Origin of the sequence: Bradyrhizobium mercantei (assembly GCF_001982635.1) — a bacterium.
Classification (GTDB): Bacteria; Pseudomonadota; Alphaproteobacteria; order Rhizobiales; family Xanthobacteraceae; genus Bradyrhizobium; species Bradyrhizobium mercantei.
In genome coordinates this window covers 1,045,438-1,059,754 of sequence record NZ_MKFI01000002.1, presented here as the reverse complement: position 1 = coordinate 1,059,754, position 14,317 = coordinate 1,045,438, and the positions used below count along the sequence as shown (strand labels likewise).

15 protein-coding genes are annotated in these 14,317 nt (G+C 64.5%); 6 read left to right on the top strand and 9 right to left on the bottom strand.

Going from position 1 to position 14,317, the window contains the following annotated elements; translation table 11 throughout:
- Positions 1–17 precede the first annotated feature (17 nt).
- The 6 genes from BI327_RS12540 to BI327_RS12515 form a co-directional block, all read right to left on the bottom strand.
- Positions 18–1,295, bottom strand: coding sequence for a beta-ketoacyl-ACP synthase (locus tag BI327_RS12540; protein WP_076860516.1), 1,278 nt, complete (start codon positions 1,293–1,295; stop codon positions 18–20).
- A 117-nt stretch (positions 1,296–1,412) separates the two neighbouring features.
- Positions 1,413–2,594, bottom strand: a complete 1,182-nt coding sequence (locus BI327_RS12535) for a beta-ketoacyl-ACP synthase (protein WP_076860515.1) — start codon at positions 2,592–2,594, stop codon at positions 1,413–1,415.
- On the bottom strand, positions 2,587–3,063 hold the full coding sequence (locus BI327_RS12530; protein ID WP_076860514.1) for a 3-hydroxyacyl-ACP dehydratase FabZ family protein: 477 nt from the start codon (positions 3,061–3,063) through the stop codon (positions 2,587–2,589). Before BI327_RS12530 ends, BI327_RS12535 begins: the two co-directional genes overlap by 8 nt.
- 9 nt (positions 3,064–3,072) lie before the next feature.
- Positions 3,073–3,372, bottom strand: coding sequence for an acyl carrier protein (locus BI327_RS12525; protein WP_076860781.1), 300 nt, complete (start codon positions 3,370–3,372; stop codon positions 3,073–3,075).
- A gap of 182 nt (positions 3,373–3,554) precedes the next feature.
- Positions 3,555–3,896 carry a hypothetical protein gene (locus BI327_RS12520; protein WP_076860513.1) on the bottom strand — a complete coding sequence of 114 codons (342 nt, stop codon included), beginning with the start codon at positions 3,894–3,896 and terminating at the stop codon, positions 3,555–3,557.
- 87 nt (positions 3,897–3,983) lie between these two features.
- Entirely contained in the window at positions 3,984–4,841 is an 858-nt protein-coding gene (locus tag BI327_RS12515; RefSeq protein WP_245334779.1) for an ion channel, read from the bottom strand.
- Between the two features lie 111 nt (positions 4,842–4,952).
- On the opposite strand from BI327_RS12515, the gene BI327_RS12510 reads away from it, so the two are divergent.
- On the top strand, positions 4,953–5,579 hold the full coding sequence (locus tag BI327_RS12510; RefSeq protein WP_076860511.1) for a ParB-like protein: 627 nt from the start codon (positions 4,953–4,955) through the stop codon (positions 5,577–5,579).
- Here BI327_RS12510 and BI327_RS12505 read toward each other — a convergent pair.
- From BI327_RS12505 to BI327_RS12495, 3 genes are all read right to left on the bottom strand, one after another.
- Complete coding sequence (locus BI327_RS12505) at positions 5,540–6,052, bottom strand: MgtC/SapB family protein (RefSeq protein ID WP_076860510.1); 513 nt, start codon at positions 6,050–6,052, stop codon at positions 5,540–5,542. The genes BI327_RS12510 and BI327_RS12505 overlap by 40 nt on opposite strands.
- A 14-nt stretch (positions 6,053–6,066) precedes the next feature.
- Positions 6,067–6,645 carry a peroxidase-related enzyme gene (locus tag BI327_RS12500; protein ID WP_076860509.1) on the bottom strand — a complete coding sequence of 193 codons (579 nt, stop codon included), beginning with the start codon at positions 6,643–6,645 and terminating at the stop codon, positions 6,067–6,069.
- Positions 6,646–6,844: 199 nt separating this feature from the next.
- A complete protein-coding gene (locus BI327_RS12495) occupies positions 6,845–8,593 on the bottom strand; it encodes an ATP-binding protein (protein ID WP_089025445.1) in 1,749 nt (582 codons plus the stop codon).
- 396 nt (positions 8,594–8,989) lie between these two features.
- Here BI327_RS12495 and BI327_RS12490 point away from each other — a divergent pair, with 396 nt between their 5' ends.
- The 5 genes from BI327_RS12490 (at position 8,990) to BI327_RS12470 (ending at position 14,195) form a co-directional block, all read left to right on the top strand.
- Entirely contained in the window at positions 8,990–10,882 is a 1,893-nt protein-coding gene (locus tag BI327_RS12490; protein WP_347337670.1) for a putative bifunctional diguanylate cyclase/phosphodiesterase, read from the top strand.
- 88 nt (positions 10,883–10,970) lie between these two features.
- The gene (locus tag BI327_RS12485; protein WP_076860507.1) at positions 10,971–11,156 is read left to right on the top strand and encodes a hypothetical protein; all 186 of its coding nucleotides are present in this window, start codon (positions 10,971–10,973) and stop codon (positions 11,154–11,156) included.
- A gap of 153 nt (positions 11,157–11,309) precedes the next feature.
- On the top strand, positions 11,310–12,266 hold the full coding sequence (locus tag BI327_RS12480) for a catechol 2,3-dioxygenase (RefSeq protein ID WP_076860506.1): 957 nt from the start codon (positions 11,310–11,312) through the stop codon (positions 12,264–12,266).
- Between the two features lie 119 nt (positions 12,267–12,385).
- Positions 12,386–13,663 (top strand): sulfite dehydrogenase, encoded by a 1,278-nt coding sequence (gene soxC / locus BI327_RS12475; RefSeq protein WP_076860505.1) that lies wholly within the window; start codon positions 12,386–12,388, stop codon positions 13,661–13,663.
- Complete coding sequence (locus BI327_RS12470) at positions 13,650–14,195, top strand: c-type cytochrome (RefSeq protein WP_076860504.1); 546 nt, start codon at positions 13,650–13,652, stop codon at positions 14,193–14,195. The genes soxC and BI327_RS12470 overlap by 14 nt, the downstream gene beginning before the upstream one ends.
- The last annotated feature ends 122 nt before the right edge of the window (positions 14,196–14,317 follow it).

Sequence of the window (14,317 nt, the reverse complement as noted above, 5' to 3'; positions counted from 1 at the left end):
GAGGCGAGGGCGCCGGGTCAGGCCGGTTCGCGCGTCAGGATCAGCGAAGCGTTCTGCCCGCCGAACCCGAACGAGTTCGACATCACGGCGGTGACCTTGGCGTCGCGTGCCTTGTTGCCGACCACGTCGAACGGGATCGCGGGATCGGGCACCTCGTAATTGATCGTCGGCGGAATCCGCTGATGCTCGAGCGTGAGCAGCGAGAAGATCGCCTCGACCGCACCGGCCGCCGAGATGGTGTGGCCGACCATCGATTTGTTCGACGACACCGGAATGTTTTTGGTGTGTTCGCCGAACACGGCCGACGTGGCAAGATATTCCATCTTGTCGTTTTCCGGCGTCGACGTTCCGTGCGCGTTGATGTGATCGATTTGCTCGGGCTCCATGCCGGCGTCCGCGAGCGTCTTGCGCACGCAGCCGATCGCCGGCTTGCCGTCAGGCGCCGAGCGGGTGCGGTGGAAGGAGTCGGTGAGCTCGCCGCAGCCGGCGACCACGCCCAGGATGCGCGCGCCGCGGGCCACCGCTGCGTCGTAGCTCTCCAGCACCAGCGCGCCGGCACCTTCGGCCATCACGAAGCCGTCGCGGTTCTTCGAGAACGGCTTCGAGGCGCCCTGCGGCGGATCGTTCTGGGTGGACAGGGCCGAGAGCAGCGAGAAGCGCACCATGGCTTCGGGATTGACCGAGCCGTCGGTCGCGATGCATAGCGTTGCATCGGTCTCGCCGCGGCGGATCGCCTCGACGCCGAGCTGGATTGCGGTCGCGCCGGACGCGCAAGCGGTCGACAGCGAAATCGGCGACCCCTTGGTGCCGAAGGTCTCGGCGAGGTTGAGTGCGACCGAACCGAAGGTGAAGCGCCGGTGGAAATGCGCAAACTTGCCGCCGCTGCAGGTCGCCAAATAGTCGATGATGCCAAAGTCCTTGGTCGGGACCTCGCGCGCGACCTCGAGCCGCTGCGGCCATTCGGTCTCGATCGGCGCGACCGCCAGAAACAGCGGGCCGGGGAAGTCGCCCTTGCTGCCGATGCCGGATTGCTCGAGCGCCTCTTCGGCCGCGATCTCCGCCAGACGCTGCGACAGGCTGGTCGAGGAGAACGGGTCGACGGTGACGAAATCGACGGCGCCGGCCATCGTCGTCTTCAAGCTGTCGAGTGGGAAACGCGTCACGGTCTTGATGCCGGACTCGCCTGCCGAGAGGCGCTTCCAATTGTCGGTCTTGCCGCCGCCGAGCGACGTCACGATTCCCATGCCGGTCACGACAACGATCGGTCGGCCGAATTTATCGCGTGGTGCTGTCATGGTGTCCCCGTCGGTGCTTGCGCCGAACTCAAAGCGCGATGAGAATCATCGCGCTTCAGGTGTTTGTTTGAGCATGATCTTCTCGGAAAACCGCTTCGCACTTTTCCGGATCATGCTCTAACTGACGGCCTCGACCAGTGCCATGCCTTCGCCCTGCCAATGGCCGACCCCCAACACGACAATCTGGGTTGGCGCCTCGGTCTTTTCAACCTCCAGCCCGGTCGGATCGTTGGCCGGATACAGCGCGCCGCGCGAGATCGACAACGCGGCCAGCGCGAGGCCGAGCGGGAACTGGGCCTCCATGGTGTGGCCGAAGGTCGTTCCGGTGGCGCGCACGGCAAGGCCGGGATGCTGGCCGAGGAACTCACGCTCTTCGCCCGTCGCAGGCTCGGCACCGGTCGCACCCGTGATCAGCATCGCGTTGTCGTTGACGCCGAGCTGCGGCCACATCGCCTGCAGCGACTTCATCACTGCGCCGGGTTCTTTGCGCTTGGCCAGATCGGCGACCACCTTGGTCAGCTTGGCGTATGGCTTGGCGCCGCGCGCCTCGGCGTGCTCGCGCGACTCCATCACCAGGAAGGCGCCGGCGGAGCCGATGGCGAAGCCCGGGTGATTCCTGCGGGCCCAGACCGACGCGTATTGATCCTTGAGCGCGAAGTCGCCGAATGAATAGAGCATCAAGAGGTCGCCGCGATCGCCATTATGGGCCGCGCCGACCAGTGCGATGTCGCTCTGTCCGGCCCCGATGCGCGCCACCGCAATCCGCGCGGCGTCGATGCTCGAGGCTTCCTCGCCCATGAAGGTGCGCGAGGTCCCGCACACGCCGTGAACGATCGCAATATTGCCGGCAAGCAGGTTGGAGAGCTGCGCCAGGAACAGCGTCGGGCGCAGTTCGTTCATCAGCTTCTCGTTGAGCAGGGCAGGCGGCAGCTTGCCCTGCGCGTCGGCATTCATGATCGCTAGGTCGACATTGAGATCACGCTCGCCGCCGCCGGCTGCGATGATCATGTCCATCCGCGACAGGATTTCCTGATTGCCTTTGACGCCGGCGGAATCGAGCGCCAGCCCGGCGGCATAGGTGCCGATCCGCTGCCACATCTCCATCTGACGCTGATCGCCCTTTTTCGGGATCTGGGCGTCGAAGCTGACGGGGGCGATCGGATGGATCACGTACGGCGCAAGACGCTTCTCGTCGGCATTGACGCGCTTTTCGCCAAGCGCCTGCCAATGCGCATCCAGCCCCTCGCCGAGCGAGGAGAGCAGGCCTACGCCGGTGATCCAGACTTCCTTCTCAGCCATTACTCATTGCCTGCAGCGGAAACCCGATCTTGTTGGCCATCGCGTCCATGTGCACACGCAAGTCCGGGCTGGGGAACGGGATATGACGGAAGGTCAGCTCGGCATTGCACTTGAGCTCCTTGCCGACGCGAACCTTCGCCGAGGTCACGGCGAAGCCTGAACCTTCGTGCTCGATCTTGGCCTCGATCGTCAGAAGCGAGCCGGGGGCGACGAAGCCGCGCATCTTGGCTTCCTTGACCATGGCGAGGAAGGGCATGCGCTCGAACTTGGTCAGACCAAGGATCAGCCAGCCCGAGCTCTGGGCCATTGCTTCGGTGAGCAGCACGCCGGGCATGATCGGGTAACCCGGGAAGTGCCCTGTGAACACCGAATGGCTGTCCGGCGGGACGTCAGCCTCGACGACAATGGTCCTTGCGTCGAGGTCGAGGTCGACGATCCGATCGATCAGCTGAAAAGTTTCAAGCTGCATGATGGGCGATTACGAGCCCGTGCCCGTGCCCGCATTCTTGGCCGCAACCAGCTCGTCGATGCGGTCGGCGAGATTCTGCAACACGAAGTACTGCTCCGTCGTGGCCTTGCCGTCGTTGACCTCCTGGGTCCACTTTTCGAGCGGCATCTTGATCCCGAAGGCCTTGTCGATGGCAAAGGCAATGTCGAGGAAGTCGAGGCTGTCGATTCCCAGATCGTCGATCGCGTGGCTCTCCGGCTTGATCGTATCGCGCGGGATGTCGCAGGTCTCCGCGATAATGTTGGCGATCTGCTCGAATGTGGAGGACATCATTAAGCCTTTGATATATTGAAGGTAATTCCGGGTCGGCTCGGAGGAGGCGGGCGCGTTGCCCCGGAATGCCCTATTGCTGCTGCCGGAGTCGTGTGCCCGTATATCGGAGCAGGGCCGTTAGTTCAATGGAGCTTGGCCGGCCTGGCAAGGGCGGTTTTTGGGCGGGGTTCCGACCAGTCCTAGGTGCGCGGCATTACCGTAATCTTCGCGCAATCCCGGCGGCCCATCAGCACGCAATCCTGGGTCTTGCGCAAATCGGCGATGCTCATGGCGAGCCAGATGCCGATCGCGGTGAGCGCCACGGTGAAGGCGAAGGCGGCGATGTTGGCGAGCATGCGCTGGCGGAAATCGTCCGGCTCCTCGCGCGGCTTCTCATAGCGGGAGAGATCGTTGGCGACGGACGGGGGGCGACTGGATCGGGACGGCTCCTCGCGCTTGCCGGGCGGCTGCGCCGACGTGCGCGGCCGGAATTTGAGCACGACGTGCTCGTCATCCGAGGAAATTGGCCGCTGCGTCTTCACTGTTGTCAGTCCGGTCGCGTCGCCGTTTCAACTTAGCATGTTCGCCGCGCTTCACACCTAAAATCTTGGTGCGCGCAGAGGTGGTATTTATCCTTCGATGGTCTCGTGGAACCGACTGTAGTCGATCCTGAGGCGGCCGTCGTCGGTCGCGCGCAGGATCTCGGCATAGCGATGGCCGAAGCGGATGTCGGAATGCTCGTATGATTTTCGCGCGTGCACAGTTTGCGCTGCAACGTCGTCGTAGCCCGATACGATGAGGCCGAGCCCGGCATTGATGGCTTCGAGGTCTGCGGCGTCGAGGCCATGCAGCGGGCTGTCCTGGTCGATCACATGAAACACGGTCCAGCTCAGCGCCAGCGCCGGGCTTTCACTGCGCACCAGCGGCAACTCAAAGAACCGGCGATACGACATGCCTTCCTTGCTGAGGTCGTTCTTGAACAGCCACAGCCGCGCGGTGGCGTTGGCGATGATGTTGTGTCGCTCGTTGGCCAGGCGGATCATCAGCGTCGGCTGGTCGTCATGGTTGGAGATCACGGGATTGTCGGCGAACAACAGCCGCGCGCTCGGCCGCGAGAAGCGGGCGAAGATCAGTCCGGTCATCAGCGACATCGAGAAGATGCCGGTGAACAGCTCGATGGTGGCGATGAAGTGCCCGTAATGCGTTTGCGGGTGCATGTCGCCGTAGCCCGCGGTCGAAAGTGTTTCGATGCTGAAATAGAGGTAGTCGATGTACTGGCCGTCCGGCACGTTGGCGATCGGATGATCGCCAAGCCAGTAGAACAAGGCGAAGATGGCGTTGAAGCCGATGAACACCAATGCTGCACCGCCGATAAAGCCGGGCCAGGATGCCGTCATGCAGCGATGGCTGATGTCTGCCCAGAAACTGAGCTCGAGTCCCTCGGTCACGACCTCGCGGTTGCCGAGGCGGACCGTGCGTGCCTTCACGCGATCGCTCGCTCTCAAAGCCATTGCGCCGAACCGGCTCTTTCGTCTGCCTGTGACATCATGCCATAGTGGAACCCATTCCGGAGTACCGGTCAAACGGGAGTGCAAATCATGGCCCACACGCGCGAGCCCTACGTCAAACCGGTCCCGATCATGTCGCTGCGACCGACCCAGATGACGGTCGGCATGCAGGAAGTGAGTGAGAAGCGGAAGCGCTGGCGCGAGCACAAGTCCGACAAGAAGCGCGCCGAGATGCTGGGCAAGCACATGATCCCGGTCGTCCATGGGCCCGACGATCGCTACTATGTGGTCGACCATCATCACATGGCGCGGGCGCTGCACGAGGAGGGCGTCAAGGACATCCTGGTCACGGTGATCGGCGATCTCACAATGGTCGAGCGTGACGTGTTCTGGGGCGTGATGGACAACAAGCGCTGGGTCTATCCCTACAACGCCAAGGGCGAGCGCTGTCACTTCAGGGATATCCCGAAATCGATCAAGGACCTCAAGGACGATCCGTTCCGCAGCCTTGCCGGCGAGATGCGCCGGGCCGGCGGCTTCGCCAAGGACACCACGCCGTTCAGCGAATTCCTGTGGGCCGATTTCCTGCGCCGCCACATCCCGCGGAAGACGGTGGAGAATAATTTCGCCAAGGCGCTGGAGAAGGGCCTGGCGCTCGGCCGCGGCCAGGGCGCGACCTATCTGCCCGGCTGGTGCGGGCCGGCATCCGACGACTGAGGCGGCGCGTCCTCCCGCTTGGGCAGCTCCTCCTTGCCGCCGAGCGCTTGGTGCAGCCAGCGCTCGGTGCGCTTGCCGAAGGTCAGCAGCAGGAACGCCAGTACGAGCGCGGTGAGGACGATCGGCCAGTGTCCGGCGCCGCAGACGATCCCGACGCATGCGGCGAAGAACGCGCATGCGGCGCTGGTCAGGCCGCGGACCTGAAAGCGGTCGCCTTGGCGCACGATCACGCCGGCACCGAGAAAACCGATGCCGGTCAGCACGCCCTGGATCACCCGGCTGACCGCATCGGTAAACTGCCCGGGTCCGACCGCCTGCAAGGCCAGCAGCACGACCATGGCGGTCGAGAGGCTGACGAGGCCGAGCGTCTTCAGGCCGATCGGCTTGCCGCGCAGGTCGCGGTCGAGCCCGATCGCGCCGCCGGCCAGCGTGGCCGCGCCGAGACGCAGGATGATCTCGCTCCAGTCCGACAAGGCGTCCTCTGCCTCTACTTCGGCTGCCGCCCAAGCATGTAGAACTCGTCGTTCGGCCGCATGCCGGTGACGTTCGCAAGCCGGTTGGAGAGCGCGAAGAACGCCGCAACCGCCGCGATGTCCCAGACGTCGTCGTCGCTGAAGCCGTGGGCGGCGAGCGCGGCGAAGTCCGCTTCCGCGACCTCCTCGGCGGTGCGGCTCACCTTCATGGCGAAATCGAGCATCGCGCGCTGCCGCGGCGTGATGTCGGCCTTGCGATAATTGACGGCGATCTGGTCGGCGATCTCAGGATTCTTGGCGCGGATGCGCAGGATCGCGCCGTGGGCGATCACGCAATACTGGCACTGGTTGGCGGCGCTGGTCGCCACCACGATCATCTCGCGCTCGGCCTTGGAGAGGCCGGAGTCCTTCTCCATCAGCGCGTCGTGATAGGCAAAGAACGCACGAAACTCGTCGGGGCGATAGGCCAGCGTGAGGAATACGTTCGGAACGAAGCCGGACTTCTCCTGCACCGCCAGGATGCGGCTGCGGATATCCTCGGGGAGCTTGTCGAGAGCGGGCGTCGGGAAGCGTTGGGCGGTGGGTTGCGTCATGAGATGGTTCCGGCATGCCGCATGGGCGCGGCGTCTGGCGAAACCATAGAGGATGACGGGTCGGACGCAAGGCGCAGCAGCGCCTTGCCGTAATGATGCTAAGGCATGATCCGGAAAAGTGCGAAGCGGTTTTCCGAGGAGATCATGCCCAAACAAGAAGCTAAAGCGGGATGACGATCCAACCGGATCTCATCGCGCTTTAGCGCAGCGGCTTCTTCAGCAGCGAGAAGCGGTCCGGATCGAGACCCAGTGACGGCTGCAGCATCGGCGCCTCCGCGGGCGCCATGGTGCGCGTCGGCGGCGGAGCGTTGAAATTGGCATCGCCGCTCGGGCTGTCGCGATGCGAGGTCGCGCCGCGCCAGCGCTCCAGCACGGCACTGACGAAATGCATGTCATGGCCGGCGGTGACCGACGGCACGGTCGCGATGGTGGCCTCGCCACGCGGCAGCTGGTGCGGCGGCACCTCCTTGAAGCGCAGCCGCGTCGGCAGCGCCACGCCTTCGCCGAATGCCAGCACCTCGCGGGTGCCGAGCGAGGGTACGAAGGACAGCAGATTGGCGGCGGCATCCGACACCGCGGAGCGCAGCAGCGCCTGGTCGCGGTCGTTGGCAAGCCGCATCGTGAACAGCGTGTTGCACTGGGAGATGATGGTCGCGTCGAGTTCGGCCGGACGCTGGGTGATCAGGCCGAGATAGACGCCGTATTTGCGGCCTTCCTTGGCGATGCGCGACACCGCCTTGCGGGTCGGTCCGAAACCGATATTGCGGTCGGCGGAGGCGTAGCGGTGCGCTTCCTCGCAGACGAACAGCATCGGCGAGACGCCGTCGCTCCACAGCCCGAAATCGAACGCCATGCGGCACAGCACCGACACCACGGAATCGACGACTTCGGCGGGGAAGCCGGCGAGTTGCATGATAGTCATCGGCTTGCCGTTGGCGGGCAGGCGGAACAGATGGCTGATCACCTCGGCCATGGTGTCGCCGCCGACATTGGCGTTGTCGAACATGAAGGCGTAGCGCGGATCGTTGCGCACCGCGTCGATGCGCGAGATCAGCTTGTGATAGATGATGCGCGAGGAGCGGTTCTCGAGCTTACCCATGCGCTCGTCGATCAGCGAGATCAGGTCGACGAGGCGATAGGGCACCGGCGTGTCGACGGTGTAGCCGACCTGCTTGGGGTCGATGCGCTTCAGCCCGAGCCCGACCCGGTCGGAGTTCTGGTACTGGGTGTAGATGCCCTTCGCCATCGGGATCACTTCGGCGAGGATGTCGAGCTCTTCGGGCACGCCGGGCCGGCCGCCGAACAGCACGTCGACGATCTCTTCGAAGTTGAACAGCCAGAACGGCAGCTTCAGGTTTCGCGGGTTGAGCACCTGCGCGCGCTCGCCGAAGCAGCGGCCGTATTCGTTGTGCACGTCGAGCAGGAAGATGCGCAGGTTCGGCCGCGACTTCAGGATCTCGTTGAGCAGCAGGGACACGCCGGTGGATTTGCCGACGCCGGTCGAGCCGAGCACCGCGAAGTGCTTGGACAGCATTTCCTCGACGTCGACATAGGCGATGACGGAGCGGTCCTGCTGCAGCGTGCCGACATTGATCTGGTCGGAGCCGCTCGGCGCATAGACCGTGCGCAGCTCCTGGTTGGTGATCAGATCGGTGCTGTCGCCGATGGTCGGATAGTGGGTGACGCCGCGCTGGAATTTCGGGCGGTCGCCGCCGAGGATTTCGCCGAGCAGGTCGACCGAGGCGGTCGCCATGTACTCGTCGGACGCCGGCAGGTTCTCGCACGTGACTTCAGTGATCATGGCGACGATGACTGAACTCGCGCAGCGGATGCTGACGAACCGGCCGACCGTCGCACGCATTTCTGAAAGTTGCATCTGGCCGCCCGCCAGCAGTCCAACCCGGGCCTGCGAGCCGCGCACAGAGATCACACGTCCAAAGGATGTCACAGTTCCAGCCTGGCTCGTTCTCGAAAGCTAAATGTCCGGACCAATATGCCCGCCCGGGATTGGAAAAAACGTTAAATCGCCGGGGTTCCGCATCGGCTAAATCTACACCTTCTCGGTGACGATTTGTTTCTATCGTGACGCGAGATTGTGCCCGATCGCGCGCCGCGGCGGCGAAATCGTCGCTTTCCGGCACAGCCGCGATTGTTTCGCGGTTTTTCCGTTAAGGCGGGATTCACCATCTCGAGGAGTGCATCGGCAGCTCCGTAGCTTTACGGGGGTCCCGGCGTGAATTGTCGCCCGCTCTGTCCTGGTATCGTGTAACCGATTGCTAACTGCGAGTTGTAACGACCTTTCCATTTGTGCTGCGTAACGATGCCGCGCCCGGGAGAGATCAGCGTGCGCATCGAACACCGCAATTCATCGTCAGGGAATGCCGACGTCAGCTCGACCAAGGGGCTGGCGTTCTGTGCCGGCCTGCTGGTCGGCAGCCTGCTCGGAAGCGCGACCGCGCAATGGAGCGAGCGCGAAGGCCTGCTGATGGCGGCGTTTGCGATCATGGCCGTGATCGTCTTCCTGTTGCTGAAGCGGCATGAAGTCTCCGACGCGCGGCTCGCCACCGAACGCCGCAATCTGATGACCGCGGTGAACAACATTCCGCAGGGGCTCGTGCTCTACGATGCCTCGGCACGCATCATCATCTGCAACCGTCCCTACATCGAGATGTTCGGGCTTTCGCCCGATGTCGTGAAGCCGGGCTGCACCATGCAGCGGCTGATCGCGCACCGGCAGGAGACCGGTTCGTTCGACGGCGATGTCGACGAGTTCTGCGATGCCATCATCGGCAATGTGAAGCTCGGCCGGGCCACGCGTCAGCTGACGCAGGCGCCGGGCGGGCGCGCGATCGAGATCGTCAACAAGCCGCTGCCGGAAGGCGGCTGGGTGGCGACCATCGAGGATGTTACCGAGCGCACGCGCACCGAGAACAAGATCGCGCGGATGGCGCACTATGATGCGCTCACCGATCTGCCCAACCGCGTGCTGTTCCGCCAGCGCCTCGAGCAGGCGCTGAATGCGATCGGGCCGGATCGGCAGCTCGCGGTCATGTATATCGACATCGACGAGTTCAAGAGCGTCAACGACGCGCTCGGCCATCAGATCGGCGACGAATTGCTCAGCGCGATTGCCGATCGGCTGCGCGGCTGCGTCGGGGAGACCGACGTCGCGGCGCGCCTCGGCGGTGACGAGTTTGCCGTGATCCAGACCGGCGTCCGCGATCAGACCGAGACCATGCAGCTCCTCGCCGCGATCTATCAGGCGATCCGCCGGCCGATCGATTGCAGCGGGCACCTGATCACCACTGACGCCAGCATCGGCATCGCCGTTGCACCCGCCGACGGCCTCGACCTCGATCAATTGCTGCGCAACGCCGACCTCGCGCTCTATGGCGCCAAGAGCGACGGCCGCCGCACCTACCGCTTCTTCGAGGCCGGAATGGACGCCCGTGCCAAGGCGCGGCGCAGCCTGGAGCTGGAGCTGCGCCAGGCCATCGTCGATGGCAGCTTTGAGCTGCACTATCAGCCGTTGCTTCATCTCGAGGACAGCCGCGTCAGCTGCTGCGAGGCGCTGGTGCGCTGGCGCCATCCCGAGCGCGGCACCATCTCGCCGGCGGATTTCATCCCGGTCGCCGAGGACACCGGCCTGATCAACGATCTCGGGCACTGGGTGCTCAACACCGCATGCCGCGAAGCGGTGAACTGGCCGGAGCATATCCACGTCGCGGTCAACGTGTCGCCGATCCAGTTCAAGAGCCAGACGCTGGCGCTCAACGTCGCGGCCGCGCTGGCGGCGTCAGGGCTCGCGCCGGCGCGGCTGGAACTCGAGATCACGGAGGCCGTGCTGATCCGCGACGACGAGGCCGCGCTCGATATCCTGCATCAGCTGCGCGAACTCGGCGTCCGCATTGCGCTTGACGATTTCGGCACCGGCTACTCGTCGCTGAGCTATCTGCAGCGCTTCCCCTTCGACAAGATCAAGATCGACCGCGCCTTCATCAAGGATCTCGCCGGGACCGGCGCATCGTCCACGATCGTCCAGGCCGTGGTGAACATCGCCGCCGCGAGCGACATGACGACGACCGCGGAGGGCGTCGAGACCGAGCAGCAGCGCAACATGCTTCGTATCCTCGGCTGCACCGAGATGCAGGGCTATCTGTTCAGCCGGCCGGTGTCCGATGTCGAAATCCGCAAGCTGCTGTCGTCGCATCGCGAGAGGGCGATCTCGGTCGCCTGACGCCGGCAGTTTTTCCTATGTGATTCCGGCCACGGAATGCCGCGCGCGCGGCGGCCATCTTGTTGAACCGCAACAAGAGGGCTCCGCCATGTACTATCTCGTCAATGCACTTCTCGTTCTGGCGATCGCGTTCTTCTTCTTCCTGCCGATGACCGATCGCTGCACGGCGCGGATGAAGCTCTACATGGTGTGCGCGCTCGCCGTCGTGTTGACGGTATCGGCGACCGCGTTCCGGCCGCACGGATCGGCGCCGGTGATGGCGTCGAAGGGCTAGGCGCCGCCGCTGGTCTCAACAGGCGCCGCGATGGCCGGTGCCAATAATTTGTTGACGAGACCTAATCCTTTGTACACTAGTACAAATCGACGCGCCGGCGCTCGCCCGAGCGGAATGACGTCGATCCGGCGTCGTCGCGGAAGGAGACCGCCCATGCAGCCGGAACCGATCTTCGATCTCGCTCATCTCGGGCACATGGAGCTGCTGACGCCGAAGCCCGACGAGAGTCTGAAGTTCTTCGTCGATGTCATGGGCATGACCGTCAGCGGCCGCAAGGGCGAGTCGGTCTATCTGCGCGGCTGGGACGATTACGAGCGCTATTCGCTGAAGCTGACCGCGTCGAAGACCTCGGGGATGGAGCACATGGCGCTGCGCGCCCGCAGCCCGCAGGCGCTCGAACGCCGCGTCGCCGCGCTGAAGGGCTCGGGCTTCGACATCGGCTGGGTCGACGGTGACATGGGGCAGGGACCGGCATTCCGCTGCCGCGACCCCGACGGCCACGTCATCGAGCTCTATTACGAGACCGAATGGTACGAGGCGCCGGTTGAGCTGAAGCCTGCGTTGAAGAACCAGGCGCAGCGCTTTCCGGCGCGCGGCGTCAATGTCCGCCGGCTCGACCATCTCAACTGCCTCGCGGTCGACATCAAGGCCAACCGCCTGTTCTTCGAGAACTACCTGGGATGCCGCACCACCGAGCAGATCGTACTCAACGACGGCACGGAAGCCGCGATGTGGATGACGATGTCGAACAAGAGCTACGACTTCGCCTATACGCGCGACCATTACGGCAAGAAGGGCCGATTTCATCACGTCACCTACGCACTCGACAGCCGCGAGGAGATCCTGCGGGCTGCGGATATTTTCCTCGAGCACGGCGTGCATATCGAGACCGGGCCGCACAAGCACGCGATCCAGCAGACCTTCTTCCTCTATGTCTATGAACCCGGCGGCAACCGCGTGGAGGTCGCCAATGCAGGTGCCCGCCTGATCCTCGCGCCGGACTGGAGGCCGATCGTGTGGACCGAGGAGGAGCGCAAGAAGGGGCAGGCCTGGGGGTTGAAGACGATCGAGTCGTTCCACACCCACGGCACCCCACCGGTGAAGGATTGAGGCGCGCGCTCGCGCATCTGTCGCGCGCAGCCGTCGATGCAGCTCTGCGCGTGGGATCATTGCATCGCCTCGGGCGTTTGGTGCTAGGCTGCATCTCGTAACGTCAGAGGAAAACGTCGATGAGCGAACACACGACGGACAAGCGCGTGCGAGAGGCGTCTCGCAGGCAATTTCTTCAGGCGGGTGCGGCACTGGCCGGTGGCTCCGCGATCGCGGGAGTGGCCGGTTCTCCTGCGCTTGCCGAACAGGGGAATAATCTTCCGCCCAGCGTGCCGGAATGGATGAAAGCGCCCGGCGATCCGATGGGAAGCCAGCCCTATGGCACGCCGTCGGTGCACGAGAAGGGCGTCGTCAAGAACATCTCGAAGACGCTGCCGCAATATATCTCCGCATCGGGCCGTACGCCGTTGCAGGAGCTCGACGGCATCATCACGCCGAACGGCCTGTTCTACGAACGCCACCATGGCGGCGTGCCGACCATCGACCCGGCCGAGCACCGGCTGATGCTGCACGGCATGGTCGATCGCCCGCTGGTGTTCACGATGGAGGACATCCGCCGCTTTCCCTCGCAGTCGCGGATCCACTTCCTCGAATGCTCCGGCAATCCGGTCTACACCAAGCCCTACGGCAAGACGGCCTCCGATCTCGTCGGCCTCCTGAGCTGCGCGGAGTGGACCGGTGTGCCGCTCAAGACGGTGCTGGACGAAGCGGGCCTGCAGCCGGGCGCCAAATGGGTCGTCGCCGAAGGCGCCGACGCCGCCGCGTTGACGCGCTCGATCCCGATCGAGAAATGTCTCGACGACGCCATGCTGGTCTACAGCCAGAACGGCGAGCGGCTGCGTCCGCAGCAGGGTTATCCGCTGCGCCTGTTGTTGCCGGGCTTCGAGGGCAACATGAACGTGAAGTGGCTGCGCCGGCTCAAAGTCACAGCCGAGCCGGCCTATTCGCGCGAGGAGACCTCGAAATACACCGACCCGATGCCCGACGGCACAGCGCGCGAATTCACCTTCTACATGGAAGCCAAGTCGATCATCACGCGGCCGTCCGGCGGGCAGAAGCTGACGACGCACGGCTTCCACGAGATCACGGGGATTGCCTGGAGCGGCCACGGCAAGATCAAGAGCGTTGAGATCTCGCTCGACGAAGGCAAGAGCTGGCAGCAGGCTGAATTGCAGGAGCCGGTGCTGACGCGCGCGCTCACGCGCTTCCGCTTGCCCTGGCACTGGAACGGCAACCCGGCCGTGATCCAGAGCCGCGCCATCGACGAAACCGGCTACGTGCAGCCGACGCTGGCGGAGTTGGTCAAGGTGCGCGGTCTCAACTCGTTCTACCACAACAACGCAATCTGGCCCTGGCGCATCGATGCGAATGGCGAGGTGACCAATGCCCAGGCGTAAGCTCAAGGCGGCGCTTCTCGCGGGTGCGATCGCGATGCTTGCCGCTGCCGCGCAGGCCGACGATCGATATGGCATCGGGCGTCCGGCAACGCCGGCCGAGATCGCGGGCTGGAACATCGACATCGGCCGCGACGGCTCCAGCCTGCCGCCGGGCAGCGGCAGCGTCGAGCGCGGCCGCACCGTGTTCGCCGAGCAGTGCGCGGCGTGCCACGGCGACACCGGGCAGGGCGGCGTCGGCGACCGTCTGGTCGGCGGACAGGGCACGCTGGCGAGCCCGAAGCCGATCCGCACCGTCGGCAGCTATTGGCCTTACGCCCCGACGCTGTTCGACTATATCCGCCGCGCGATGCCGCAGAACGCACCACAGTCGCTGAGCAATGAGGACGTCTATGCGGTGTCCGCCTACATCCTCAGCCTCAACGGCGTCGTCCCGGCCAATGCCGTGCTCGACGCCAAGTCGCTCGCCGCCGTCAAGATGCCGAACCGCGACGGGTTCGTCTCCGATCCGCGGCCTGACGTGCATAACCACTGAGCGGCGAGCCAGCCGCTGGCTCGCAGCATCGTGACGCGGTGGCCCCTGTGGGGTGAAGATGGCCGTCCCCATATCCGCTTGGGGGCGGCTCGGCCGGCCTTCGACAGGTTTTCGTTGATCGA